A 25,211-nucleotide genomic window follows, 5' to 3' on the forward strand; every position below is an offset into this window, starting at 1 on the left:
ATAAAAGGTATTTATTAAGATTAGCGAGGGCCAGTCCATTCATAGATATCTATTGTCTCGGGGTCACAACTTCTACAACCACCTTGGCAAAGTGAGCCAGCTGGAAGTTTTTTTGCATAACCTTTTTTTACCCAGTGTTCGAGCATTGATTTGGCGTCATCTTGAGAGATTTTGAAATGTAAGGCCAAATCACGAACAGGAGCGCTTCGTGCGGCTTGTAAGTAATCACGGACCTCTAATAAAATCATGCGTCTTTAATCAGTGTTGGTTCAACAGCGAGTAATTTCTGGCCAAGTTGGCGAAGCGTAAGCCATATTCCTAGAAAGCCAGCAATGAATACACATAACCAAATCAGTGTTTGTGTTGGATGGCTTGAAAAGTTCGCAATTTGATAGAAAGAAGTCGCCATGCTGTATGCCAAATAAAGGCTCCAGAAAATAGAAAATAAGGCCCAACGTGTTCCTGTTTCACGTTTAACGGCGGCAATCGCAGCAACACAAGGGACATATAAAAGAATAAAGAGTAGATAACTAAAGGCACCAATTTTGCCATCAAAATATTTCACCAAGGTGCCAAAGAGAGCTGAGCTAACTTCTTGCTCAGTTGCGGCTTCATCAAGATTGTCGTTGGCATCAAGTGTCCTTAAACCAAGCGGGTCGCCCATGTTTTGGAACGCATCATTTAAATTATCTTTAGTTGTTGTCACAGCTTCTGAGAACTTATTTTTAAGGCTAAAGTTTTCGTCGTTATCGTCGGTGTTGCCTTCAATATTTGAATAAACTGCATCGAGTGTTCCAACAACCACTTCTTTAGCGAGTAAGCCACTAAAAATACCAACGATGGCGGGCCAATTTTCTTCTTGGATTCCCATCGGTTCAAAGGCAGGTGTGAATGTTTTACCGACTTCACTCAAGACTGATTTTGAACTGTTTTCATTACCAAAACTGCCATCAGTGCCAACGGAATTAAGAATATTGATCACCATGACCATCATGACGATAAATTTGCCAGCCTCTAATACGAAACCCTTTAGGCGTTCCCAAGTGTGGATTAGTAAGCTTTTGATGGCTGGTCGGTGGTAAGGGGGGAGTTCAATGAGAAAACTATCAGACTCACCCTCAAGCACGCTGCTTTTTAGTAACAGTGCGGTAAAAATAGCCGCTGCAATGCCTAATAGATATAGTAAGAAAACAATATTTTGCCCAGATTGAGGAAAAAAAGCTGCAGCAAACAAGGCATACACAGATAACCGTGCACCACACGACATAAACGGCGCCATCATCACCGTCATAATGCGGTCACGTTGCTTTTCTAGGGTACGTGTAGCCATGATGGATGGTACGTTGCAACCAAAGCCAATAATTAATGGCACAAAAGCTTTGCCGGGTAGTCCAAGCCTACGCATAAAACGATCCATAACAAAGGCAGCTCTGGCCATATAGCCGGAGTCTTCGAGTATAGATAAACAGAAATAGAGAGTCGCGATGATGGGGATAAAGGTAGCAACAACTTGGATACCACCGCCTAAACCATCAGCGAGTAAGACTTGAAACCAATTGGGAAAATCCAAATTTTGGAGTTGAATTTTAAATCCATCAACAAACAGCGCGCTGGCGGTAATGTCAAAGAAATCAATAAAAGCGCCACCAAAGTTAATGGTTATACTGAACATTAAGTAGATGGCTAAAAAGAAGATAGGTAAGCCGAGATAGTCACTAAGAATGACTTTGTCTACTCGGTCAGACCATGTTTGTTGAATGTTTTTGACTTGCTTGACTACCTGTGAGGTTAGCTGGTGTGCAAATTCATAGCGGCTGGCAGCAATAAGAGTATCTGCATCTTCTCCAGTTGAATCTTTTATATAGAGCTGTCGGCTAGCACAAATTTCTTCGGTTTGCTGTGTTGTAGTGGGGGAGAAGTACCCCTCTAAGCATTGAAGCGCATGCCATCGTAGAATAAATGGGGAGTTGCGTTGCGTATTTAACGTCGGAATAATTTCATCAAGAGCCGAGGTAACGGCAGTCGGGTATTCAATGTTTAAGTGATGCTTAGGCTGCTCATCAATTACCGTTAATATGCTTTCTAAAAGTGAGGTGATTCCTTGGTTTTTACGCGCAACAATAGGAAAAACAGGGCAGCCAAGAGCGTTAGATAAAGCCTCTAGGTCGATGTTCATGCCACGAGATTTGGCAACATCCATCATGTTTAACGCAAGTACAGCTGGAATGCCGGTTTCAAGTAATTGACTGGTAAGGAACAGGCTGCGTTCTAGATTGGCTGCATCTGCAACAATTAATAGTGCATCAGCCTCTTCGGATAAAATATATTGGCGAGCTATTTGTTCATCAAGAGCCTCACGGTCACTATCAAGCGCATAAACACCTGGTAAGTCGACCAAAACAAGCTCTTGGTTGTTAACTTTAGTAAGCCCTTCACGACGGTCCACTGTAACGCCAGGCCAGTTCCCCGTTTTTTGTTTAATGCCTGTAATAACATTAAATAATGTTGATTTTCCGCAGTTAGGGTTGCCAATAACGGCAATAACAGGGCTTTTATTAGAGGGGCGTACGGGCGTATTTTCTTCGCAACATTGCTTGGTCATAATGTTTCTATTACTACTTGTTTTGCGAGGGTTTCATTCAGAGCAATACGAGTATTTCCAATACTGACAATAATTCCACCTTTGCTTCTTTGAGTAACCTGAAGGGGAATTAATTTAGAAAAGCCTAGCGTTAGCAATTTTTTTTCTAACGAATGAGCCATTTGATTTTTACACAGCATTACTTCCTGGCCAATTTCAATATCAGCAAGAGTAGCGTACTGGTTTAATGCCTGCTTATTTGACATGTGATCTCAAACGTTAATGATAATGATTCCCATTCTAATCTATGATTGAGTCATGTCAAGGATGTGGAATTAAGAATGCGGTTGATACTTAGGTTTAATGACATAGATCAGGTAAGCAAAAATGATTACGCTAATCCAAATAAAACTAAGAATACCAATTATGCCATCGTATTGCCCAGTTAAGTAAGTCCAGCTTGATGCGGGGTTATGGTCAGTGAGTTCTTTAGTTATTTTTATGAGGAAAACCCAGCTAGCATGTAGACCAATGCAATAAGCAAGAGTACGTGTCTGAAGACGAACTAGGGCAAGGAAAGCGCCAACAACAAAAAGCGCTAGAAAGTCATCAAGCGGCATAAATGCAACTGCTTTAAATGCATTAACGATAACTTCAAAACCAGTGCCTATGTATAAAAGGTTTTGATCAATATGTTCAATGGGTTTAATAAAGTGCAAAATGGCATAAAAAAAACTACTAACAACAACCGCCGTAAAACCGTTGTGCCATTGTTGGCTTAGCTTGAAGAATAGCCCTCTAAATAAGGTTTCCTCTATTAAAGCAACGACGATTCCGGCTAATAATGCTTTAGAAACAAGTTTCCATGTGAATTGAGCATCTTCTGACAGTACTCTAATATCAAGAACGATCAGAGTAAACACAACAACGCCAAGAATTAACAGACCAGAAATAAAGCCGAATGATGTTTTTTTAAAGAAGTTGCCATAGGTATTATTGTGTCCAATGGCGTTTAAACTCAATTTAAAAAACTTAAAACATGGAATCAGTCCTAAGATTAAAAATAAAAGGGCGGCGCGCGTAACCCATTTTTCAAAACGATATTCATTTGTGCCAAACGCTAAAAATAATGGATAGGCGATTAAAGCAGCCAAAACAGAGGCTGTTAAGAAGTAAAAAACAAAAAATAAGGTAGCTTTCATATGGTTTTTTTACATTTAAGTAAAATTGTATTCAAAAAGGAGTGCAAAAATGTTGAAAGAGTCGGTATGATACCGCACATTATTTCCAACCAAAATGCGAAAGTGGCGGAATTGGTAGACGCGCTGGATTTAGGTTCCAGTATCGTAAGATGTGAGAGTTCGAGTCTCTCCTTTCGCACCATCTATTTTTTTGAACAATCATCAATAAACTACACTAGAGAATAATTATGCAGGTTTCTGTTGAATCTATTTCTGATATTAAAAAAACATTAACAATCGTTGTCCCTCAAGAAGAGGTCGATACGGCGATCAATAAGCGTTATGACGATGTGAAACGAAACGCACGGATTGATGGATTTAGACCTGGTAAGGTTCCTATGAGCGTTATCAAAAAGAAATTTGGCGCAAGTGTGCGCGCTGAAGCGTTATCAGAGTTAACACAAAGCTTTTTTTATAAAGCAATCATGGAAGAAAAGCTAAACCCAGCCAGTGCGCCTGTTATTAAAGCTAATGAAGCTGAGGTTGAAGGGTATGAGTTCTCAGCAAGCTTTGAAGTCTATCCAGAGATTACAGTTAACCCAGTTGAAGACTTATCACTGAATAGCCCAGTAGTGGAAATTGCAGAGTCTGATATAGATAATATGGTTGAAAAGCTGCAAAAACAAAAAGCAAGCTGGAAAGAAGTTAAAACCAAAGCTAAAGACGGTAACCAAGTAACAGTTAGTTTTGAAGGTAAAGTAGGTGATAAGCCTATCTCGGAAGAGCCTATTAAAGGTTTCCCTGTTGTTCTTGGCTCAAAAAGCATGATACCTGGGTTTGAAGAAAACTTAAAAGGCGTGAAAACTGGTGAGAAATTAAGTTTTGAAGTGACTTTTCCTGAAGACTATCAACAAGCTGACTTTGCCGGCAAGGTTGGGGTTTTTGATGTAGAAGTGGATAAGGTTGAAAAGAGCGAATTACCTGAAATAAATGAAGAGTTTATTAAGGAATTTGGTGTGGAAAGTGGTGATGTGGCTGACTTTAGAGCAGACCTTGCTAAAAATATGGGCGGTGAGTTAACTCGGGCATTAGCAACTAAACGTAAAGAAATTGTCATGGATGCAATTGTTGAAAACAATGAAGTGTCTGTGCCAGAAGCACTTGTTGATAATGAAATTAATCAAATGCTTGCTTCGCTAAATGAAAAAGCAGCTCAGGCAGGTCAACCAGCACAGCCGGATTTACCAAAAGAGCTTTTTAAAGATCAAGCAACTAAACGCGTTAAATTAGGCTTGCTATTGTCTGAAATGATCAAGCAAAATGATATCAAAGCGGATGCTGAAAAAGTACAAGCACGAATTGAAGAGTTTGCTCAAACGTATCAATCGCCTGAAGAAGTTATCAATTGGTATAACTCTAACCCAGAAGAGCGCAATAAAGTTGAAAGCGTTGTATTAGAAGACCAATTGGTTGATTGGGTGTTAGAAAAGGCTAAAATAACAGAAACTCAGTTAACGTTTGATGAGCTAATGGCACCTACTCAAGCAACTGGATAAATGACAGATAATAAGGGAGTTAAGATGCAAAATAAACTAGAGGCGCAAGCACTTGGATTAGTTCCGATGGTGGTTGAGCAGACTGCACGTGGCGAACGTTCATACGATATTTACTCTAGACTCCTTAAAGAACGGGTTATTTTCTTAGTAGGCCAAGTGGAAGACCATATGGCTAATTTGATTGTTGCTCAGATGCTATTTTTAGAGTCTGAAAACCCTGATAAAGATATCCACCTATATATTAATTCACCAGGTGGTTCTGTCACAGCAGGTATGTCTATCTATGACACGATGCAGTTTATCAAACCAGATGTTAGTACTATGTGTATCGGTCAAGCAGCCAGCATGGGTGCATTATTGTTGACAGGTGGTGCTGAAGGTAAACGATTCGCTTTACCACACTCAAGAATGATGATCCACCAACCGCTGGGTGGTTTTCAGGGTCAAGCATCTGATATTGATATTCATGCGAAGGAAATTCTATTAATCCGTGATCGTTTAAACAAAATTATGGCTTCACATACAGGCCAGCCGTTAGATGTTATTCAAGGTGATACCGATAGAGATAACTTTATGGGTAGTCAACAAGCCGTTGAATACGGCCTGATTGACCAAGTATTAAAAACACGTAATATAGAAGAGTAGAATAGTTAGCGCTTGGACTGGACAGATTTATAATCTTTAGCATACTGTATATAGCATGTAACTAAAGATTAAGAGTAATGAAACAGTCAACCCTAATAATGAGTGTTAAAGAAAAGAGGTTTGTATGAGTGATGATAAAGACAATGGCGAGAATGATAGTAAGCTTTTGATTTGCTCGTTTTGTGGAAAGAATCAGCATGAAGTTAGAAAGTTAATTGCAGGCCCTTCTGTTTTTGTTTGCGATGAGTGTGTAGAGCTTTGTAACGATATTATTAAAGAGGAGCTTCAAGAGAATGAAGCGACAGGCGCAGGTGATAAATTACCTAAACCCTCTGAAATTAAAGAATCCTTAGATAAGTATGTGATAGGCCAGCAACAGGCCAAAAAAATCTTATCAGTTTCAGTCTATAACCACTATAAGCGTCTAAATGCCTCAAAAGGTGTTGATGATGTTGAGTTGGCAAAAAGTAATGTATTGTTAATTGGCCCCACCGGCTCAGGCAAAACATTATTGGCTGAAACATTAGCAAGAATGTTAAATGTTCCTTTTACCATTGCAGATGCTACGACGTTAACTGAAGCGGGTTATGTTGGAGAGGATGTCGAAAACATTATTCAAAAAATCTTACAAAAATGTGATTTTGATGTCGATAAAGCTCAAAACGGCATCGTGTACATTGATGAAATAGATAAGATCTCACGGAAGTCGGACAACCCATCTTTAACACGTGATGTTTCTGGTGAAGGCGTCCAACAAGCATTGTTAAAATTGATTGAAGGAACAGTTGCTTCAGTCCCTCCACAAGGTGGAAGAAAACATCCACAGCAAGAATTTTTACAAGTAGATACCAGTAACATCTTGTTTATTGTTGGTGGTGCGTTTGCCGGTTTAGATAAGGTTATTAAAGATCGTTCTCAAAAAAATGTCGGCATCGGTTTCTCAGCTGAAGTAGTAAGCGAGAATGAAGCGCCAGATGTCAGTGATGTTTTGCAAAATGTTGAGCCGGAAGATCTTGTTAAATATGGTTTGATTCCAGAATTTGTTGGCAGGTTACCTGTTGTAGCAACGCTTGAAGAGCTAGATGAAGATGCATTAATTCAAATACTCAGTGAACCTAAAAATGCATTAACAAAACAATATGTAAGGCTTTTCGAAATGGAAGGGGTTGAACTTGAATTTAGAGAAGAAGCCTTAAGAGAGGTCGCAAAGAAAGCGATGGCTCGTAAAACAGGTGCTCGTGGTTTAAGGACAATTTTAGAACATGTATTACTAGACACAATGTATGACTTACCTTCGCTAGATAATGTTTGTAAAGTTGTTATTGATGATAAGGTTATTCGGGGTGAGTCTGACCCTATGTTTATTTATGAAAATGATAAAAAAGTAGCATCATCGGAATAAAATAGACTTCAAAGAGAAAAAAAGGCGCTTTAAGCGCCTTTTTTTATGAGTTATGGCTTGAAAATAATGTTCGGTGCCCTGATATTCTTACTAATACTAAATTTAATTCTTTAAGGCGGTAACTAATGAACGAAAAACTAGATTTAACAAACTTACCAATTCTTCCGCTGAGAGATGTGGTTGTTTACCCACATATGGTGATTCCGCTTTTCGTTGGTCGCGATCGATCAATACAGGCGATTGATTTTGCGATGGAGGATAATAAAAAAATTGTTCTAGTTGCACAAAAAAACCCAGATAACGATGATCCCAAAGAGGGTGACCTTTATCAAGTCGGTACCTTAGCCACTATTTTGCAGCTCCTTAAGTTACCTGATGGAACGGTAAAGGTTTTAGTGGAAGGTGAGCAGCGAGTTAATATTGATAAGATTTATACCAATGAAAAATTGTTTGGTGCAGATGTCAGTTTGCTGGAAGATGCCGTAGACCTTGAAGAGCAAGAAATGGATGTGCTAATTAGGACCGTTAGTTCCGCCTTTGAAAGCTATGTGAAGTTAAATAAAAAAGTACCACCTGAAGTATTAACATCATTATCTGGTATTGAAGACTCTGGCCGTCTTGCAGATACTATGTCAGCGCACATGGTGTTGAAAGTTGAAGAAAAACAAAAAATACTGGAAACATATAACCTTCGCGAACGTTTAGAACATTTGCTGTTATTGATGGAGGGTGAAGTTGATATTCTGGAAATGGAAAAACAAATCCGTAGCCGGGTTAAGCAACAAATGGAAAAGAATCAGCGCGAGTATTATTTGAGTGAGCAAATGAAGGCCATTCAAAATGAATTGGGTGACATGGAAGAAGGTTCAAATGAGATAGATGAACTCGAAAAGAAAATAGCTGATGCAGGGATGTCAAAAGAAGCAAAAGAAAAAGCTGAATCAGAACTGAGCAAGTTAAAAATGATGTCCCCGATGTCAGCTGAAGCCAGTGTTATACGTAATTACATTGATTGTATGGTTAATGTGCCGTGGAAAAAACGTACGCGTATTAGGCATGATCTCGCTGCTGCACAAAAAGTGCTTGATGCTGACCATTATGGGCTAGAGAAAGTAAAAGAAAGAATTTTAGAGTACTTGGCTGTTCAACAACGGGTTAAAAACATGAAAGGGCCAATTCTTTGCTTGGTTGGGCCTCCAGGTGTTGGTAAAACATCCTTGGGGCAATCTATTGCTCGTGCGACGAACCGTAAGTTTGTAAGAATGTCTTTAGGTGGTGTGCGAGATGAAGCTGAAATACGTGGGCATCGTCGTACATACATTGGTTCAATGCCAGGTAAAATTTTACAAAACTTATCAAAAGTTGAAACAAAAAACCCTTTATTCTTGCTTGATGAAATAGACAAAATGGCAATGGATTTCAGAGGCGACCCTGCTTCTGCTTTACTTGAGGTGCTTGATCCAGAACAAAACAGTACGTTTAACGATCATTACTTAGAAGTGGATTTTGATTTGTCTGATGTTATGTTTGTCGCGACTGCAAATAGCATGAATATACCGGGTCCCCTGTTGGACCGTATGGAAGTGATTAACCTCGCTGGTTATACTGAAGATGAGAAAATTAACATCACGGAGAACTACCTCATTACCAAACAATTAAAAAATAATGGTTTGAAAGAGTCGGAATTGCACGTAAGCCAATCAGCGATTAGAGATACGGTGCGTTATTATACGCGTGAGGCTGGAGTTAGAAATATCGACAGAGAAATGTCTAAAATTTGTCGAAAAGTAGTGAGAGACATTTTACTGAGCAAACCTAAGAAGCGAATCAATGTTACATCGCGTAACCTTAGTAAATACTTAGGGGTTAGGCGATTTGACTTTGGTAAAGCCGAAGAAACTAATCAAATTGGGCAAGTAACTGGCTTGGCTTGGACAGAGGTTGGTGGTGAATTACTAACAATTGAATCAGCTATTAGCGAAGGTAAAGGCAAGTTAACACTTACCGGTAAGTTAGGTGATGTTATGCAAGAATCTATTCAAGCTGCTTTAACAGTGGTCAGAAGTCGTGCTGCAATGTTAGGTGTTCCAGCTGATTTTTATCAAAAGAACGATATACATGTACATGTTCCTGAAGGAGCAACGCCTAAAGATGGTCCAAGTGCAGGTATCGGTATGTGTACGGCCTTAGTATCATCCTTAACGGGTATTCCTGTGTTAGCTGATGTGGCTATGACAGGGGAAATTACGCTTCGAGGTGAGGTGTTACCGATCGGTGGGCTTAAAGAAAAATTGTTAGCAGCTCTTCGCGGTGGAATCACAACGGTTGTAATCCCACACCAAAATGAAAAAGATTTAATAGAGATGCCGGCTAATATTAAACAAAATTTAACGATAATCCCTGTCCGCTGGATTGATGAGGTGCTGGAAGTCGCGCTTGAACGGTCCCCGACACCATTGAAAGGAAGTGAAAAGTTAACAAAAAAAGATGACAAAAAAAGTAAACCTGCAAAAAATAAAACGGTGACCGCACATTAAGCTGAAGTGTTTGATTTAATTGAGGCAAGTAAATTAATTGAAGGTATGCTTTAAAAAAATATAGTCATAAAAACCTTCTGAAGCTTGACACTGGTGGGGGGGAAAGGATATAAAATCTCCTGTTGAGTGAATAGTGAGGTAGATATAGCCGCTCTAAACACCAGTAACAAAAAAAATTAACTTTAAAAATTATTTAATCATCCTATTGGGGAAAATTTATGAACAAATCAGACCTTATCAATGCAATCGCTGAAGAATCAGGACTTACTAAAGCTGACGCAGGCCGCGCATTAGATGCCACTATCTCTTCTGTTAGTAGTGCACTTAAAAGCGGTGACTCAATCTCACTTATTGGCTTTGGTACCTTCTCTGTAAAAGAGCGTTCTGCACGCACAGGCCGCAATCCACAAACGGGTGAAACGATTCAAATTAAAGCTTCAAAAATTCCTTCATTTAAAGCTGGCAAAACTTTAAAAGACTCTGTAAACTAGCGCCTCTTCTGTTCTTGGGGTGCTTAGCTCAGCTGGGAGAGCGTCGCCCTTACAAGGCGAATGTCGGGGGTTCGATCCCCTCAGCACCCACCATTTAGGAGTGGTAGTTCAGTTGGTTAGAATACCGGCCTGTCACGCCGGGGGTCGCGGGTTCGAGTCCCGTCCACTCCGCCATTGGTACAAAAAACCATTAATTTGAAAAAATTAATGGTTTTTTTTTGCTCATCGAAAATGTGAGTTAATTTAGAACGCGATGCAATTAATAGGATGTTTATAAATGTCCCCTATAAAGTGCTATCCGTTGTTTAATAAATGCAGTTGCCAGCAGTAACGCCGCTTAATATCGTTTTCTTGGCTAGTGTCCTTGTTGTTGTAAAGGATAGTTTGTTCAAACTAACGCACACTAGCCTAAAATATGGTTTAATTTCCTCACATATAGTGCAATAGTGAATTCCCCTTTAGGATGCTGCGGCCACTGTCAATAAACATTAAATTGTTAATTCAGTGGTTTTATATAAACTGAGAGTATTGTCTTTTGAGACGACTGTTAAGCACTATTTTTTTAAATTTTTATGTGGATTATTTTTTATGTTAGATAGATTGCGGGTACACGTTAAAGGCTGGTTGGGTATGGTTATTCTTATAATGATCTCTATCCCATTTGCTTTGTTTGGCTTACAAAACTACACCAATGGTGGGTCCGAAAAAGCTGTCGCTGAAGTAGGGGATTATAAAATTTACCAAGCGGATGTTAATCAGGCTTATCAAAACCGCGTGGCTCAATTAAAAGAGCAATATGGTGATCAATACTCTGCTGACTTATTTAATCAAGAGGCAATACGCCAAGAGTCGTTGAATCGATTAATTCAAGAACAACTTGTTTTGCAAACAGTTAATAAAGATGGCTATGTCGCATCAAACAAGGCCGTTCTTGATGTAATTTCTAATATAGATGCCTTTCATAAAGACGGACGGTTTGATAAAACAACCTATGAGCAATTATTACAAGCAAGAGGCTTAACAACCACTGATTTTGTAGAAACGGTACGTGCAAGCATTGAACGAGAACAATTTATAAACTCTATTATAGGTACGACCTTAGTAGACGAGAGTGAAATAGATGAATTTCATCGTTTAACGAATCAAACTAGGGATATTAAGTATTTGTTGCTGCCTATTTCTTCAGTGGTTAATGAAGTGGTGGTAACAGATGAAGAGCTTAATGAACATTATTCACAAAATAAGCTTCTTTATAGATCACCTGAAGAAGCATCTATTGAATATATTTCATTAAACTTGTCTGACTTGATGTCGGAGGTTTCCCCGTCGAAAGATGAATTGTTAGCGTTCTATGAACGTGAGCGTCAGTCATTTACGGTATCCGGTCATCGAAGAGCGAGCCATATATTGATTGAAGCAACTGCTGATCTCGCAGATGCAGAGAGAGAGGAAAAGAGAGCAAAAGCCGACATGGTTTTAAGCCGACTTAACAAGGGAGAAAATTTTGCAAGCTTGGCTAAAGAGTTGTCTGAAGATATTGGTTCGGCTGAATCAGGTGGTGACTTAGGCATCATCACCGACGGTATGATGGGCGCAGAGTTTGAAAAAACGCTGGATTCTCTTGAAGAAGGCGAGGTTAGTAACGTAGTTCAAACTCAATACGGCTTTCATATTATAAAGCTGGTCTCAAAAGAGGCTGATAAGGTGCAACCATACGAAGCAGTAGAAGAGACAGTAACAGAACTGTTTAAATTAAATGTTGCTAGCGAAAGGTTTTATCAACTAGCAGAGCGTTTTGCTGAGTTAGCGTTTGAAAATCCAGATTCATTAAACCCTATCGCTGATGAATTAGGGTTAACGGTTGAACAACAAACGGGTATTACACGTACTAGTGATGAGGGCATTGCTGCCAGCACTAAAGTGCGTCAGGCTGTGTTTAATGAAGATGTTTTAGCGGGTAATAATAGCGATGCAATTGAAATAGGCTCTGAGCATTTAGTTGTATTACGTATTAATGACTATGTTCCTGAGGCAACAATGCCGTTAACTGCAGTAAAAGATAGAGTTGAATTGTCTGTTAAAAAAGATAAGGCTAATGAATTGTTAACACAGAAAGCGGCTGATTTACTGTCTCAGCTAACATCAGGGGTAACGATTAATACCTTGTCAACGTCAGATGATGTCCTGCTTGAAGATATTGGACCGGTGACAAGGCATGATAAATCGGTTCCAGTAAAATTATTAAACGATGCGTTTAGTATGTCTCACCCAACACAGGGAAAACCCTCTTTTAAATTAAGTACGCTAGACAATGGCGATGTTGCGATTATTGAGTTGAGTAAAGTAACTGATGGCGACCCAACAGAGATGACAGAGACTTCACGCCAAACATTTAAGCAGTTTTTATCACGTTTAACTGGTGAAGTAATGTTGGCCGCAACAATAGAAAATTTAAGTGTTGAGGCAGACGTGGTTTTAGCTAATCAAGCACAATAAGTTGAAATGAAACTACACTGGCAAATTTTTATTGCAATTGGCTTAGCGATTATTGCGGGTATTGCAACAGGAGAAGAAGCGGGTATAGGTTCATTCACTTTTTATGATGTGTATGTATTTTTAGGTACGTTATTTCTTAATGCACTAAAAATGTTGATAGTCCCATTGATCTTGTCATCGATTATTTGTGGAATTGCAAATATGGGTAACTTAGGTGGTTTAGGTCGTTTAGGTGGGAAGACAATTACGTATTATCTGTCGACCAGTCTGGTTGCTATTTTAATCGGTTTGGTTTTGGTTAATATCGTAGAGCCAGGCATCATTGCTGGCGAGCCAGTTCGTGATCGTGTTGGCTTAACGGAAGATATTACAGAGGTTGCTTCAAAGCTAGAAGGAAAAGGAGCTGCTGATATCACCGGTATATTTTTACGGGTGGTGCCAACCAATATTGTCGCAGCAGCAGCCAATGGTCAAATGTTAGGGCTGATCTTTTTTGGACTATTATTTGGCTATTTTATGACTCAAATAATCGAACAAAGAAAAACAGTTTTGCTGACATTTTGGAATGCAGTATTGGATGTAATGATGAAAATGACCGATTGGGTCATGAAGTTTGCACCGATCGGTGTTTTTGGCTTAGTAGCTAAAGTAGTTGCTTCAACAGGCTTAGCTGCTTTTTTACCATTAGCCTATTTTTTCTTTACGGTATTAGGTGCTTTAGTTATTCATATGTTTGGTGTTATGCCATTAGTGTTGAAATACCTCGGTGGCGTTAAACCACTTCGCCATTACAAAGCGATGACCCCCGCATTGCTGACCTCTTTCTCAACAAGCTCGTCGTCAGCCACACTGCCCATTACGTTAGAGTGTGTTGAAAAAAACGCAGGTGTTTCAAATCGTACAAGTAGCTTTGTCTTGCCGTTAGGTGCAACTATTAATATGGATGGTACGGCGTTATACGAATGCGTGGCAGCTATGTTTATTGCTCAAGCTTATGGCTTAAGTTTAGGGTTTACTGAGCAGTTTCTTATTGTCCTAACAGCCTTGGTTACCTCGATTGGTGTAGCGGGTATTCCAGCGGCAAGTCTTGTTGCAATCAGTATTATTTTGGTAACAATAGGGCTTCCATTAGAGGGCATTGGGCTTATTCTTGCTGTCGATCGTGTTTTGGATATGTGTAGAACCAGCGTTAATGTATTTAGTGATTCTTGTGGTGCAGTTATTATTGCTCGAAGTGAAGGCGAAGATCAGGTTTTACAATCAAAATAAATCATCGTGAATAAGCCAGTAATTAAACTGCGTAGGGCAGCGGGTTTTCTCTTTTTAGTGCTATTAATGTCTGCTTGTACAGATAAGGCTTTAAATAACCCCTATGTTGAGGATCACGGAGAAGGCAAGGTCATATATTCGTCATTTTCTGAACGGCCTAAGCATCTTGATCCTGCGAAAGCGTACAGTTCAAATGAGTATGCCATTATTGCGCAGGTCTACGAACCTTTATTTCAATACCATTATTTAAAACGCCCTTATCAATTAGAACCGCTAGCGGCCGCTAAAATGCCTTCGGTCAGCTACCTAAATGCGAAAGGTGAATATTTGCCAGACGATGCGGATTTGGCCAATATTGCTTTTAGTGAATATCATTTAACAATTAAAAATGATATTAAATTTCAGCCCCACCCGAGTTTTAATCTTGAATTACATAAAACATTGCCCGAGGGTTGGGATACTCGGTCTTTATACGACTTACCAACGGCAACACGTACATTAACGGTAGATGATTTTATTTATCAAATAAAGCGTTTGGCTGACCCAGCAACACAATCACCAATCGCCAGCTTAATGGCGAACTATATAGTGGGTTTTAAAGAGTTTTCAGAAAAACAAACGGCATTACAAAATAAATCGCCTAGATTAAGTAAAACTCAACGTTTGCACTCTGAGCAAATGACTGGCATCAAAAAATTAACGGGTCAACACTTTACGATTCGCATCAAAGGGAAATACCCACAGTTTATAAATTGGTTAGCAATGCCATTTTTTGCACCAATGCCCTGGGAAGCAGATGAGTTTTATTCAAACCCTCTATTGGTAGAAAAAAACATAACATTAGATTGGTTCCCTGTGGGAACAGGACCATATTTTTTGCAAGAAAATAACCCTAATAGACGAATGGTTCTGGCAAAAAACCCTAATTTTCATACGGAGTATTACCCTTCAGAAGCATACCCTGGTGCAGATATTCAGACCTTATTGATGGATTCAGGCAAACCATTACCCTTAACAGATAAAGTGATTTTCTCGTTAGAAAAAGAGAGCATTCCTTATTGGAATAAATTTTTACAAGGTTATTACGATGTTTCCGGTATTAGTTCAGATAGTTTTGACCAAGCGGTTAGTTTTTCGGCGCAAGGGGATGTTGGTTTAACCGATAATATGATTGCACGTGGCATTGGCCTACAAACAGCGGTGACAACATCGACCTATTATTTCGCGTTTAATATGTTAGATAATGTTGTTGGTGGTGATTCTGACAAGACTAGAAAGCTACGTCATGCTATTTCTATAGTTATGGATTATGAGGAATATATTTCAATTTTTCAAAATGGTCGTGGTGTTCCAGCACAAAGTATTATTCCTCCAGGTATTTTTGGTCATGTTGCTGGTAAGCAAGGGATGAACCCTGTTGTTTATAACTGGCGTGATGGCTTACGCAGACGGACTGTGGCTGAAGCAAGGGAGTTGCTGGCTGAGGCGGGCTACCCGAATGGGTTAGACCCAGCAACTGGGAAACCGTTGGTTTTATATTTTGACACAATGGACAGTGGGCCAGATAGTAAAGCTAGACTAAATTGGTTACGTAAACAGTTTGATAAACTTAATATTCAACTGGTTATTCGTAGTACAGATTACAATCGCTTCCAAGAAAAAATGCGTAATGGTAATGCGCAAATGTTTATGTGGGGTTGGAATGCAGATTACCCAGATCCTGAGAATTTTTTATTTTTGTTATATGGCAAAAATGCCAAATCAATTCATGGTGGTGAAAATGCTTCTAATTATCAAAATAAACAGTTTGATCGTTTGTTTGAGAAAATGAGCGCCATGGAAAATACCCCTGAACGCCAAGCGATCATTAAACAAATGGTAGCAATCAGCCAACAAGATGCACCGTGGTTATGGGGCTTTCATCCAAAAGCTTTTTCACTACATCATGCTTGGTATAAAAATGCATACCCCAATTTAATGGCCAATAATAAAACTAAATACATCAATATTGACCCTGAGATGAGGGATGAATATCAAAAGAAATGGAATGCGCCGGTTTATTGGCCATTAGTGTTCGTTTTATTGGTGATAGCCTGTTTACTATTACCTGCTTACATTATCTATCGGCGAATTGAGCGTTCCACAGCCCTATGATTAATTACATTATCAGACGTTTGTTTTATGTATTACCTGTGTTGCTTGGGGTCAATATATTAACGTTTGTACTATTTTTTATTGTTAACTCACCCGATGATATGGCGCGAATGCAACTGGGTGATAAACATGTGACTCAGGCTGCGGTTGATAACTGGAAGCAACAACGTGGCTATAACTTACCGTTACTGTGGAACAAGCAAGAAGCGGGTGTTAAACAGTTTTCGGAAACAATTTTTTTTGAAAAATCAGTGGGTTTGTTTGTATTTGATTTAGGCGTTTCTGATAGTGGTCGTGATATTGTTGCCGATATTTCGCAACGGATGTGGCCCAGTTTAGCTATCGCTATTCCATCATTAATATTTGGGGTATTAGCAAATATTACATTTGCCCTCTTATTAATATTTTATCGAGGCAGTATTTTAGAGTTTGGTGGTTTGTTTTTATGTATAGCCTTAATGTCTATTTCAGGGCTGTTTTATATTATTGCTGGTCAATATTTTGTAGGCAAGTTGTTAGCGCTAACCCCCATTTCTGGATATGCTCCGGGTGTCGATGCACTTAAGTTTATTATCCTACCTGTGTTGATTGGTGTGGTGTCTGGTTTAGGCTCTGGTGTTCGCTGGTACCGTACGTTATTTTTAGAAGAGGCTGCAAAGGATTATGTTAGAACAGCAAAAGCAAAGGGGCTGTCTGATATCGAAGTATTATTTAAACATGTGCTTAAAAATGCCATGATTCCAATTCTAACCGGCATTGTTGTGATATTACCCTTGCTCTTTATGGGGAGCTTGATTACCGAATCGTTTTTTGGAATACCGGGTTTAGGCAGTTACACCATTGACGCGATCAGTAGTCAAGACTTTGCTATTGTTCGTTCAATGGTGTTTCTTGGTTCATTTTTATACATTATTGGCCTGCTTTTGACCGATATTTCTTACACCTTGGTTGATCCAAGAGTACGGCTAGATTAATGCTGACGCTTTTATGGACAGATATGGCTGTGTTTGCCCTTGTGATCAGTGGGGTATGGGCTGTTTGCTATTCTCGAAAAAAAGAACATTTACGCCGGCCTTGGTTAAAAGTAATGAACAACTCGGTTGGCGTTATATCACTAACCGTTTTATTGGTGTTTTTATTGATTGGTACGTTAGATTCTATTCGGCTTGAGCATCATGAAACATTAGCGAATGGACAAATAAATGAACATGCAGAAGTCGTCAGTGTGTTGGATATCATATTGACGCCTTTGCGCACAAAGGTAGAGAAAACGTACTCTAAGCCTTTTGCACATTTGGCCTATGCTAAAGAAATGCATGTCGATGCAAGCGGTGTTACTCGCTGGGTTTATCCTCCGTTGCTTCATGGAGGGGCGCATTTAGCTAAACCATCTAATAAGCAAAAAGATATCCTGGTTAAAATCTTACAAGGACTAGCAACGGGGGTTTTGGTCTGGTTCTTCTTAATAGCTATTTTTAAGCTGATAAGTAAACGTGCATTATTTACTGGCTCTAATGGCCTCAAGAGTTGTCTCTTAACGCTATTGGTTATATTTTGCTTAGTGTCTGTTTTAACAATGTTAGCACCTCATTACCATGTTTTAGGTACAGACAAGGTGGGCGAAGATGTGCTTTATCAAGCGATAAAAAGTATTCGTACAGGCTTGGTTATTGGTGCACTGACAACCATTGTTATGTTGCCTATAGCGATTACTTTTGGCTTAACCGCTGGGTTTTTTCGTGGTTGGATAGACGATGTTATTCAATACCTCTATACCACCCTAAGCTCCATTCCTAGTGTGTTACTGATAGCTGCAGCTATCTTAATGGCGCAGGTCTATATGGCAAATAACCCTGAATTATTTACCACAGTAGAAGACAGAGCGGATATGCGGCTCTTGCTGCTGTGTATGATTTTAGGTATTACGAGTTGGACAGGGCTTTGTCGACTATTACGTGCGGAAACCTTGAAAATTCGCGAAATGGACTATGTTGTTGCTGCCCGAGCATTAGGTGTTGGAAAGTTTCAATTGTTGAAGCGGCATGTGCTGCCTAATGTCATGCATTTAGTGATGATTACTATTGTGCTCGATTTTAGTGGATTAGTGCTGGCCGAAGCGGTTCTGTCTTATATAAATATAGGTGTTGATCCATCAACCTACAGCTGGGGCAATATGATTAATACATCGCGGTTAGAAATGGCGCGTGAGCCGATTGTTTGGTGGTCTTTAACCGCGGCGTTTATTTTTATGTTTACCTTGGTGTTAGCGGCTAATTTATTTGCGGATGTCGTACGGGATGCTTTTGACCCAAGATCAATATAATTGAAAGCGTAGATTAACTTAAATTAAATTTGTAACGTATTGAATAATGAATAAATATATTTTCCATGATGCTCTTTTTTCTGATCAAGACCTTTCTTATATCAGTAAGGTTTTTGATACAAAAGCTGAACCTAACGATGGGTTTTATAGCTTAACGAGTCCACAGCTTGTTGAGCTTTCAGCAGTACGCCAGGCATTAAACTGCGATGTAAGTCGGTTACCAGATCATTTCGATGGACAGCAAGTACGCTTAATAGTCACTGATATGGACTCAACATTAATTTCTATTGAATGTATTGATGAAATTGCTGATATGTTAGGTATCAAGCCAAAAGTGTCGAGTATTACAGAAGCTGCGATGCGTGGTGAGTTAAATTTTGAAGAGTCGTTGACTCAACGAGTTGCGTTATTGAAAGGGTTACCTGTCGGGGAGTTGCAGCGTGTCTATGATGAACGGTTAAAGCTAAACCCGGGTGCAGAGAAACTTAATGATTATTTAAAGCAGTCAAAGATAAAGTTGGCCCTAGTGTCAGGTGGTTTTACTTTTTTTACTGAAAAATTAAAAAACAGATTAAACCTAGATTACACACTAGCTAATACCTTGGAAGTTGCTGATGGTTGCCTAACCGGTGCAGTGGAGGGTGATATTGTTGGCGCACAATCAAAAGCAGATTTGTTATTAGCGTTGTCTAAGGAATTGGGGTTAGCGCAGCATCAAGTGATAGCAATGGGTGATGGCGCCAATGATTTGTTGATGATGAATTGTGCTGGTTTAAGCGTGGCTTATCATGCAAAACCAACCGTTCAGGCTCAAACGGATATTCAATTAAACCATCGTGGTTTAGATGCTGTGGTTGATCTACTAAAAGCTTAATTAAGATGCGCGCACCGATACTGTCCGTTGACGGACTGATGACTCAATTTAATCAACCGTCTGAAACGGTTAAAGCGGTTGATGGTGTAAGTTTTGACATTGCTGAAGGGGAGACCTTTGCACTGGTTGGTGAGTCGGGTTGTGGCAAGTCAGTGACTGCTTTATCAGTAATGAGGCTGTTGTCTAATAACGCGCAAATAACAGCAGGAAAGGTACTATATCGGGGCGTCGATCTATTACGGATGGCAGAAAAAGATATGCGTCAGGTACGTGGAGCGCGTATATCGATGATATTTCAAGATCCAATGACATCGTTGAACCCAGTGCTAAGTATTGGGGAGCAGATTGCAGAAGCAGTTTTAGTGCATAAGAAACAAGCCGCTGAGGATGTGAGAAAACGTGTCATAGGATTGATTAAACAAGTCGGTATACCGGATGCAGATGAACGTTATGCTGATTACCCCCATCAATTATCCGGAGGAATGAGACAGCGAGTGATGATTGCCATTGCGTTAGCAAATGAGCCTGATTTATTGATTGCCGATGAGCCGACAACAGCGCTAGATGTAACTATCCAAACGCAAATTCTACAGTTGCTTAAAGAATTGCAGCGAGAAATGGGGATGTCGTTATGGATTATCACGCATGACTTGGGCATTGTGTCTGATATGGCTGACAAAGTTGCGGTGATGTATGCAGGGCAGTTAGTTGAAATGGCATCGCGAGATGACTTTTTTAAAAAGCCAGTACATCCTTATAGTCAGCGTTTATTTGATGCTGTTCCTAAAATGGAAAAGCGCAAGGAGTCGTTGGTAACCCTGCCAGGCACAGTTCCTAAGCTATCGCAGCCATTTGCTGGCTGCCGGTTTGCAGATCGTTGTGATTTTAAACAGTCGTCTTGTGTAGATTCGACTATGGTTGAGTGGACCGAGGTATCTAATACACATCAAGTAAGGTGTATAAGAGTAGGCGAGCTTGAACTGGTTGAGAAACTAGGGACTACATTGGCTTCTTCAAATGAAGATGCGGTAAACCATTCATCGTTAACGGTTAATCAACTAAAAGTTTATTTTCCGATCAAGAAAGGCTTGCTAAAGCGCACGGTTGGGCAGGTTAAGGCGGTAGATGAGGTTAGTTTGGACTTAACAGTAGGCAGTACAACTGCGTTAGTTGGGGAGTCCGGTTGTGGCAAAACCACGTTAGGAAAAGCACTGTTACGATTGTTGCCTATTACATCGGGTGATGTTGTATATAAGGGGCAGAATATCGCAAAGCTCTCAGAAAAAGCTTTTCAAGCATACCGCCAGCAGTTGCAAATTATTTTCCAAGATCCATTTTCATCGATGAACCCAAGAATGCTGGTTGGTGATATTTTGGAGGAAGGAATTAGGGCGTTAAAACCTAATTTAAGTGATGCCGATGTTGTGCGTGAGTGCAACAGCTTACTGCTTAAAGTTGGCTTAACAACAGAGGTTAGATTACGTTATCCTCACGAGTTTTCAGGTGGGCAGCGTCAACGTCTTTGTATTGCCCGTGCTTTGGCGGTTAATCCGTCAGTAATTGTTTGTGATGAACCAACCAGTGCATTAGATGTTTCTGTGCAAGCGCAAGTTTTAAATTTGTTGAAACAACTGCAACATGAGCAAGGGCTTAGTTATTTATTTATTACTCATGATCTGTCAGTGGTGGCTTATTTAGCTGATAAGGTTGCCGTTATGTATTTAGGGCGAATTGTTGAATATGGCAAGGTTGAAGAGGTACTTAATCGCCCGGCTCACCCTTATACAAAGGCATTGATTGAAGCAGTTCCTAGCTGGGATAAAGATTTGGGGAAAAAGGTCATTAAACTACCAGATAATATGCCATCACCCGCTAATCCGCCAACTGGCTGCCATTTCCATACACGTTGTGATCAAGCGATGGCTGATTGTAGCCAAATCAAACCGACTGATGTGTTATTGAGTGAAAGCCATAAAGTAGCCTGTTTGTTGTATCGGTAAACGTAGCTTGTTATGTCCTGGTGACATCAACAATAATTTTTAGTTTTTGTCCTGGCTTCAGGTATTTCTTATTTAAGGTGTTCCAACGTTTCAAATCTATAATGCTAACGTTGAACTTCCTAGAAATAAGGTACAAAGAGTCACCGCTTTTTACGGTATAGCGAATAGTCTGGTTTTTACGTTTAGAGGCGAGTTGCGTACGCGGGCTTGGATGTGTTGGGTGCTGACTCCAAATAACCAGCTTTTGACCAATTCTTAAGGTATCTCTGGGGGCCATTGCATTCCATTTAGCTAAGCTGCGAACGCCCACTCCGTATTGTTTAGCAATACTCCAGAATGAATCGCCTGACTGAACGTAATACTCTACTTTTTGCCCCTGGCGCGAGGTGTTAATAATGTCACTTTTACGCATATCCGCACTACTAGCGTATAAACGATTATTGTAATTAGCCGTAGGTATAAGTAGATGCTTGCCAGCTCTGATCAGGTTGTTTTTAATAGGGTTAGCTTGTTTTATTTGTGTAACCGTCGTGCGGTAACGTCTAGCAATTTGTCCCAAAGTTTCGCCGTTTTTAACTTTATGGCGAACCCACTTTAAGCGTTGTGAGTCGGGTAAAGCAGCCAATTTAGTTTTAAAATCGGCAGATTTAGACACGGGAAGTAGTAGGTAATGGGGCCCTTCAGGGCTGGTTGCCCATTGGTTAAATGAAGGGTTAAGAATGTATAAGTCTTCAATGCTAATTTCGGCAAGCTCAGCGGCGCGAGCAAGGTCAAGTTGTTTTGTAATGTTTACTTTTTCAAAAAATGGCTCATTAGGGATATCGATGAGTGTTACATTGTACTTGTCGGCATTTGCAAGAATACTTGCAATGGCAATTAATTTGGGGACGTAATGTCGCGTTTCTTTGCGAAGGCTAAGTGCCCAAAAATCAGTTGGGCGACCGAGTCGTCTGTTCTTTCTCATTGCTGACGACACAGAACCGCCGCCTGCATTATAGCCAGCTAAGGCAAGAAACCAATCATCATCAAATCGTTTAGATAGTTTTGTAAGGTAAGTTAAAGCAGCATTTGTAGAAGCGTACACATCACGTCGCCCATCATACCACCAAGTTTGTTTTAAGCCGTATGCGACACCAGTAGAGGGGATGAACTGCCATAAACCAGCAGCTCTGCCATGCGAATAAGCAAAGGGTTTATAAGCACTTTCAACAATGGGTAAGAGGGCAAGTTCACCGGGAAGTCCGCGTTTTTCTATTTCATTAACGATATGGAAAAGATACGGTTTTGCATTTTGTTGAACGCGTATTAAATAGTCAGGGTGTTTGCTGTACCAGTCAATCTCAGCTTGGATGCGGTCGTTTTCAATGGTCGGGAATTGATACAATGAGAACAAACGAGACCAGAGATTTTTCGACAAATTGACGTTAGATGAAGGCGTTTTTTGAACAGCCTTTATAGTGCTTGAACTGGCTAGCGATTGTGCTTCAGTAGAAGGGTTTAGTTCAGCTGTTGGCGTCGGTTTAAGCTGTATCGGGGTACAAGAAATAAGTATAGTAAAGCTGGCAAATAAAAGAAAACTGATCGTTTTATTTGTGATTAAATATCGCATTGAATTGGGCTAGTTGTGACGGGTTAGTTTAATATTCTAATTATAGGTTGTTTAATTAATGGTAGACAGAAAAAACTCATTTATAGGCAGCACTAGCGAACTTCGTCATTGGTTTGAGTCGCCTATTGGGCAAATTTTTCGGCAAACGGAATCTGTTTTATTAAGTGAAAAACTCAAAGAGGGGTTTCACCCAGAAGTATTACAGCTTGATTTTATCGGTTGGGAAGACGAGCTTCATGAAGCAATGCGTTTTGCTCATTACACTATTTTGGACCATGAGTTAAACAAGACGACAAACTACCCATGCATCGTCGGGGAGGCCGATAGTTTACCGATAGAAACGCATAGTGTAGATGTTGTTATTATGCCGCATACATTAGAGTTTGAAGAAAACCCTCACCAAGTTTTGCGCGAAGTAGATCGAGTATTAAGGCCTGAAGGCATTATCTTATTGATGGGGTTTAATCCATGGTCTTTTTGGCATTTACCTCGATTTTTACCAAAAGTGATGAAAAAAACACCTTGGAACGGTCATTTTATTAGTCGTTATCGGGTGGTCGATTGGTTAAGGTTGTTGAATTTCGAGATTGAAAAAAGCAAAGGTTGCTGTTTGTTTCCATTGCATAAAAAAGAAGCGACGACGACACGACAAAAACTTATTGAAAAGGTACTGGCCTGTTTGCCCTTTTTGCCAGCCGCATATTTTGTAATGGGCGTTAAGCGTGTTTCAGGTGGCACGCCTATTTTTCATTTAAAAGATTTAAAAAAACGATTTATTTCACCTCTAACTGAACCAGCGACAAAGATAATACATGTTAAAAAAGAGCGTACAAATATACACTGACGGCGCATGCCGAGGAAACCCAGGAATAGGCGGTTGGGGCGCCAGTTTGCAGTACAACGGGACTAAAAAAGAAATTTACGGGGGAGAGCTAGAAACGACCAATAACCGTATGGAGCTAACCGCGGTAATTGAAGCGTTGAAACTATTAAAAGAACCAGCGGAATTAACCATCAATAGTGACTCTAAATATGTTTTAAGTGGCATTAATGAGTGGTTACCCAACTGGAAAAAAAGAAACTGGAAAACGGCGAGTAGAAAGCCCGTTAAAAATGTGGATCTTTGGCAACAATTAGATGCATTGGCTCAACCGCACACTATTAAATGGGTTTGGGTTAAAGGGCATAGTGGTAATGTAGGTAATGATAGGGCCGATGAGCTGGCAAATATGGGTATAGATTCATTATGAGACAAATTATTTTAGATACTGAAACCACTGGGCTTGAGCCAAAACAGGGGCACCGTATTATCGAGGTAGGATGCGTTGAGTTGGTTAATAGACGTTTAACAGGGAACAACTTCCATTATTACTTGAATCCGCAGCGAGATATTGATGAAGGGGCTGTTGAGGTGCATGGTTTAACAGCTGAGTTTTTAGCGGATAAACCGTTATATGAGAATATTGCAGAAGAACTTTTCGAGTATCTAAAAGGAGCCGAAGTGATTATTCACAACGCGGCATTTGACGTTGGCTTTATTAATCATGAATACAGTTTGATGGGTTCGGATCATACAGATATGGCATCGTGGTGTGAGGTGACAGACTCTCTGCATATGGCTAGAAAGATGTTTCCTGGCCAACGCAATAGCTTAGATGCGCTTTGCAAGCGCTTTGAGATAGACAATAGCCAACGAACGTTGCATGGCGCTTTGTTAGATGCTGAGATTCTAGCCGATGTGTATTTGATGATGACCGGTGGGCAGAACTCCCTGTTTGCTGATGAGCATCAAACGGATACTGTATTTGAGCCTAAAATGTTAGATAAGAATCGCCAGCTTTTACCAGTTATTAAGGCGAGCAGTGACGAGTTAGAAAAGCACGCTGAGCGAATTGAAATGATTAATAAGGCGTCCGGTGGCCAATGTGTTTGGGATAAAATTAAACAAACTGCTCAGTAGATATAAGGCGTGTAAATATTAAGAAAAGTCATTGGTTTTAAATAGAGACTATTTGTCGATCATGAGCAAATGACTTAATGCGATGTAACGAGCCATTACGGGGCTGCTAAAGCCTTAACGAAAGTTATTATTT

Annotated in this window: 20 protein-coding genes and 3 tRNA genes; 18 read left to right on the forward strand and 5 right to left on the reverse strand. The window is 39.9% G+C overall.

The window, feature by feature from the left end; translation table 11 throughout:
• Positions 1-20 precede the first annotated feature (20 nt).
• The 4 genes from Q91_RS04735 to Q91_RS04750 all read right to left on the reverse strand — a co-directional run bounded on the left by Q91_RS04735 (position 21) and on the right by Q91_RS04750 (position 3,783).
• A complete protein-coding gene (locus Q91_RS04735; RefSeq protein WP_015005747.1) occupies positions 21-248 on the reverse strand; it encodes a FeoC-like transcriptional regulator in 228 nt (75 codons plus the stop codon).
• On the reverse strand, positions 245-2,602 hold the full coding sequence (gene feoB, locus Q91_RS04740; protein ID WP_015005748.1) for a Fe(2+) transporter permease subunit FeoB: 2,358 nt from the start codon (positions 2,600-2,602) through the stop codon (positions 245-247). The genes Q91_RS04735 and feoB overlap by 4 nt, the downstream gene beginning before the upstream one ends.
• A complete protein-coding gene (locus tag Q91_RS04745; RefSeq protein WP_015005749.1) occupies positions 2,599-2,847 on the reverse strand; it encodes a FeoA family protein in 249 nt (82 codons plus the stop codon). Before Q91_RS04745 ends, feoB begins: the two co-directional genes overlap by 4 nt.
• Positions 2,848-2,916: 69 nt before the next feature.
• The gene (locus Q91_RS04750) at positions 2,917-3,783 is read right to left on the reverse strand and encodes a CPBP family intramembrane glutamic endopeptidase (RefSeq protein ID WP_015005750.1); all 867 of its coding nucleotides are present in this window, start codon (positions 3,781-3,783) and stop codon (positions 2,917-2,919) included.
• 96 nt (positions 3,784-3,879) lie between these two features.
• Here Q91_RS04750 and Q91_RS04755 point away from each other — a divergent pair.
• The 15 genes from Q91_RS04755 (at position 3,880) to Q91_RS04825 (ending at position 21,509) form a co-directional block, all read left to right on the forward strand.
• A tRNA-Leu gene (locus Q91_RS04755) sits at positions 3,880-3,964 on the forward strand.
• A gap of 46 nt (positions 3,965-4,010) precedes the next feature.
• Positions 4,011-5,318, forward strand: coding sequence for a trigger factor (tig, locus tag Q91_RS04760; protein ID WP_015005751.1), 1,308 nt, complete (start codon positions 4,011-4,013; stop codon positions 5,316-5,318).
• Positions 5,319-5,342: 24 nt separating this feature from the next.
• Positions 5,343-5,963 carry an ATP-dependent Clp endopeptidase proteolytic subunit ClpP gene (gene clpP / locus Q91_RS04765; protein ID WP_015005752.1) on the forward strand — a complete coding sequence of 207 codons (621 nt, stop codon included), beginning with the start codon at positions 5,343-5,345 and terminating at the stop codon, positions 5,961-5,963.
• Between the two features lie 124 nt (positions 5,964-6,087).
• Complete coding sequence (gene clpX / locus Q91_RS04770; RefSeq protein ID WP_015005753.1) at positions 6,088-7,365, forward strand: ATP-dependent Clp protease ATP-binding subunit ClpX; 1,278 nt, start codon at positions 6,088-6,090, stop codon at positions 7,363-7,365.
• Positions 7,366-7,490: 125 nt separating this feature from the next.
• Complete coding sequence (gene lon, locus Q91_RS04775) at positions 7,491-9,902, forward strand: endopeptidase La (RefSeq protein ID WP_015005754.1); 2,412 nt, start codon at positions 7,491-7,493, stop codon at positions 9,900-9,902.
• A gap of 218 nt (positions 9,903-10,120) precedes the next feature.
• Positions 10,121-10,393 (forward strand): HU family DNA-binding protein, encoded by a 273-nt coding sequence (locus tag Q91_RS04780; protein WP_015005755.1) that lies wholly within the window; start codon positions 10,121-10,123, stop codon positions 10,391-10,393.
• Between the two features lie 17 nt (positions 10,394-10,410).
• A tRNA-Val gene (locus tag Q91_RS04785) sits at positions 10,411-10,486 on the forward strand.
• Between the two features lie 4 nt (positions 10,487-10,490).
• Positions 10,491-10,567: transfer RNA gene (locus tag Q91_RS04790), tRNA-Asp, on the forward strand.
• Positions 10,568-10,981: 414 nt separating this feature from the next.
• Positions 10,982-12,889 carry a SurA N-terminal domain-containing protein gene (locus tag Q91_RS04795; protein ID WP_015005756.1) on the forward strand — a complete coding sequence of 636 codons (1,908 nt, stop codon included), beginning with the start codon at positions 10,982-10,984 and terminating at the stop codon, positions 12,887-12,889.
• A gap of 6 nt (positions 12,890-12,895) precedes the next feature.
• The gene (locus Q91_RS04800; RefSeq protein ID WP_015005757.1) at positions 12,896-14,158 is read left to right on the forward strand and encodes a dicarboxylate/amino acid:cation symporter; all 1,263 of its coding nucleotides are present in this window, start codon (positions 12,896-12,898) and stop codon (positions 14,156-14,158) included.
• A 66-nt stretch (positions 14,159-14,224) separates the two neighbouring features.
• The gene (locus Q91_RS04805; protein WP_015005758.1) at positions 14,225-16,312 is read left to right on the forward strand and encodes an ABC transporter substrate-binding protein; all 2,088 of its coding nucleotides are present in this window, start codon (positions 14,225-14,227) and stop codon (positions 16,310-16,312) included.
• Positions 16,309-17,286, forward strand: coding sequence for an ABC transporter permease (locus Q91_RS04810; RefSeq protein WP_015005759.1), 978 nt, complete (start codon positions 16,309-16,311; stop codon positions 17,284-17,286). The genes Q91_RS04805 and Q91_RS04810 overlap by 4 nt, the downstream gene beginning before the upstream one ends.
• Positions 17,286-18,635, forward strand: coding sequence for an ABC transporter permease (locus Q91_RS04815; protein ID WP_041230500.1), 1,350 nt, complete (start codon positions 17,286-17,288; stop codon positions 18,633-18,635). The genes Q91_RS04810 and Q91_RS04815 overlap by 1 nt, the downstream gene beginning before the upstream one ends.
• 46 nt (positions 18,636-18,681) lie before the next feature.
• Positions 18,682-19,509 (forward strand): phosphoserine phosphatase SerB, encoded by an 828-nt coding sequence (gene serB / locus Q91_RS04820; protein ID WP_015005761.1) that lies wholly within the window; start codon positions 18,682-18,684, stop codon positions 19,507-19,509.
• A gap of 5 nt (positions 19,510-19,514) precedes the next feature.
• Positions 19,515-21,509 (forward strand): dipeptide ABC transporter ATP-binding protein, encoded by a 1,995-nt coding sequence (locus Q91_RS04825; protein ID WP_015005762.1) that lies wholly within the window; start codon positions 19,515-19,517, stop codon positions 21,507-21,509.
• 10 nt (positions 21,510-21,519) lie between these two features.
• Here Q91_RS04825 and Q91_RS04830 read toward each other — a convergent pair whose 3' ends face one another.
• Positions 21,520-23,118, reverse strand: coding sequence for a LysM peptidoglycan-binding domain-containing protein (locus Q91_RS04830; RefSeq protein ID WP_015005763.1), 1,599 nt, complete (start codon positions 23,116-23,118; stop codon positions 21,520-21,522).
• 58 nt (positions 23,119-23,176) lie between these two features.
• On the opposite strand from Q91_RS04830, the gene Q91_RS04835 reads away from it, so the two are divergent.
• From Q91_RS04835 to dnaQ, 3 genes are read left to right on the forward strand one after another with little or no spacing between them, the layout of a single operon-like run.
• Positions 23,177-23,962, forward strand: a complete 786-nt coding sequence (locus Q91_RS04835) for a class I SAM-dependent methyltransferase (RefSeq protein ID WP_015005764.1) — start codon at positions 23,177-23,179, stop codon at positions 23,960-23,962.
• Positions 23,931-24,368: a ribonuclease HI gene (gene rnhA / locus Q91_RS04840; protein WP_015005765.1), complete on the forward strand. Its 438-nt coding sequence runs from the start codon at positions 23,931-23,933 to the stop codon at positions 24,366-24,368. Before Q91_RS04835 ends, rnhA begins: the two co-directional genes overlap by 32 nt.
• On the forward strand, positions 24,365-25,078 hold the full coding sequence (gene dnaQ / locus Q91_RS04845; RefSeq protein ID WP_015005766.1) for a DNA polymerase III subunit epsilon: 714 nt from the start codon (positions 24,365-24,367) through the stop codon (positions 25,076-25,078). The genes rnhA and dnaQ overlap by 4 nt, the downstream gene beginning before the upstream one ends.
• Positions 25,079-25,211 lie beyond the last annotated feature (133 nt).

It is taken from the genome of Cycloclasticus sp. P1 (assembly GCF_000299965.1).
GTDB lineage: Bacteria > Pseudomonadota > Gammaproteobacteria > Methylococcales > Cycloclasticaceae > Cycloclasticus > Cycloclasticus pugetii.

Bases quoted from the DNA above. Each gene is read 5' to 3' on its own strand.
- Q91_RS04750 (WP_015005750.1), bottom strand. From the start codon at position 3,783: ATGAAAGCTACCTTATTTTTTGTTTTTTACTTCTTAACAGCCTCTGTT.
- serB (WP_015005761.1), top strand. From the start codon at position 18,682: ATGAATAAATATATTTTCCATGATGCTCTTTTTTCTGATCAAGACCTT.
- clpP (WP_015005752.1), top strand. From the start codon at position 5,343: ATGCAAAATAAACTAGAGGCGCAAGCACTTGGATTAGTTCCGATGGTG.
- Q91_RS04835 (WP_015005764.1), top strand. From the start codon at position 23,177: ATGGTAGACAGAAAAAACTCATTTATAGGCAGCACTAGCGAACTTCGT.
- Q91_RS04780 (WP_015005755.1), top strand. From the start codon at position 10,121: ATGAACAAATCAGACCTTATCAATGCAATCGCTGAAGAATCAGGACTT.
- rnhA (WP_015005765.1), top strand. From the start codon at position 23,931: ATGTTAAAAAAGAGCGTACAAATATACACTGACGGCGCATGCCGAGGA.
- feoB (WP_015005748.1), bottom strand. From the start codon at position 2,602: ATGACCAAGCAATGTTGCGAAGAAAATACGCCCGTACGCCCCTCTAAT.
- lon (WP_015005754.1), top strand. From the start codon at position 7,491: ATGAACGAAAAACTAGATTTAACAAACTTACCAATTCTTCCGCTGAGA.
- Q91_RS04735 (WP_015005747.1), bottom strand. From the start codon at position 248: ATGATTTTATTAGAGGTCCGTGATTACTTACAAGCCGCACGAAGCGCT.
- Q91_RS04805 (WP_015005758.1), top strand. From the start codon at position 14,225: ATGTCTGCTTGTACAGATAAGGCTTTAAATAACCCCTATGTTGAGGAT.
- Q91_RS04745 (WP_015005749.1), bottom strand. From the start codon at position 2,847: ATGTCAAATAAGCAGGCATTAAACCAGTACGCTACTCTTGCTGATATT.
- Q91_RS04825 (WP_015005762.1), top strand. From the start codon at position 19,515: ATGCGCGCACCGATACTGTCCGTTGACGGACTGATGACTCAATTTAAT.
- Q91_RS04795 (WP_015005756.1), top strand. From the start codon at position 10,982: ATGTTAGATAGATTGCGGGTACACGTTAAAGGCTGGTTGGGTATGGTT.
- tig (WP_015005751.1), top strand. From the start codon at position 4,011: ATGCAGGTTTCTGTTGAATCTATTTCTGATATTAAAAAAACATTAACA.
- dnaQ (WP_015005766.1), top strand. From the start codon at position 24,365: ATGAGACAAATTATTTTAGATACTGAAACCACTGGGCTTGAGCCAAAA.
- Q91_RS04815 (WP_041230500.1), top strand. From the start codon at position 17,286: ATGCTGACGCTTTTATGGACAGATATGGCTGTGTTTGCCCTTGTGATC.
- Q91_RS04800 (WP_015005757.1), top strand. From the start codon at position 12,896: ATGAAACTACACTGGCAAATTTTTATTGCAATTGGCTTAGCGATTATT.
- Q91_RS04830 (WP_015005763.1), bottom strand. From the start codon at position 23,118: ATGCGATATTTAATCACAAATAAAACGATCAGTTTTCTTTTATTTGCC.
- clpX (WP_015005753.1), top strand. From the start codon at position 6,088: ATGAGTGATGATAAAGACAATGGCGAGAATGATAGTAAGCTTTTGATT.
- Q91_RS04810 (WP_015005759.1), top strand. From the start codon at position 16,309: ATGATTAATTACATTATCAGACGTTTGTTTTATGTATTACCTGTGTTG.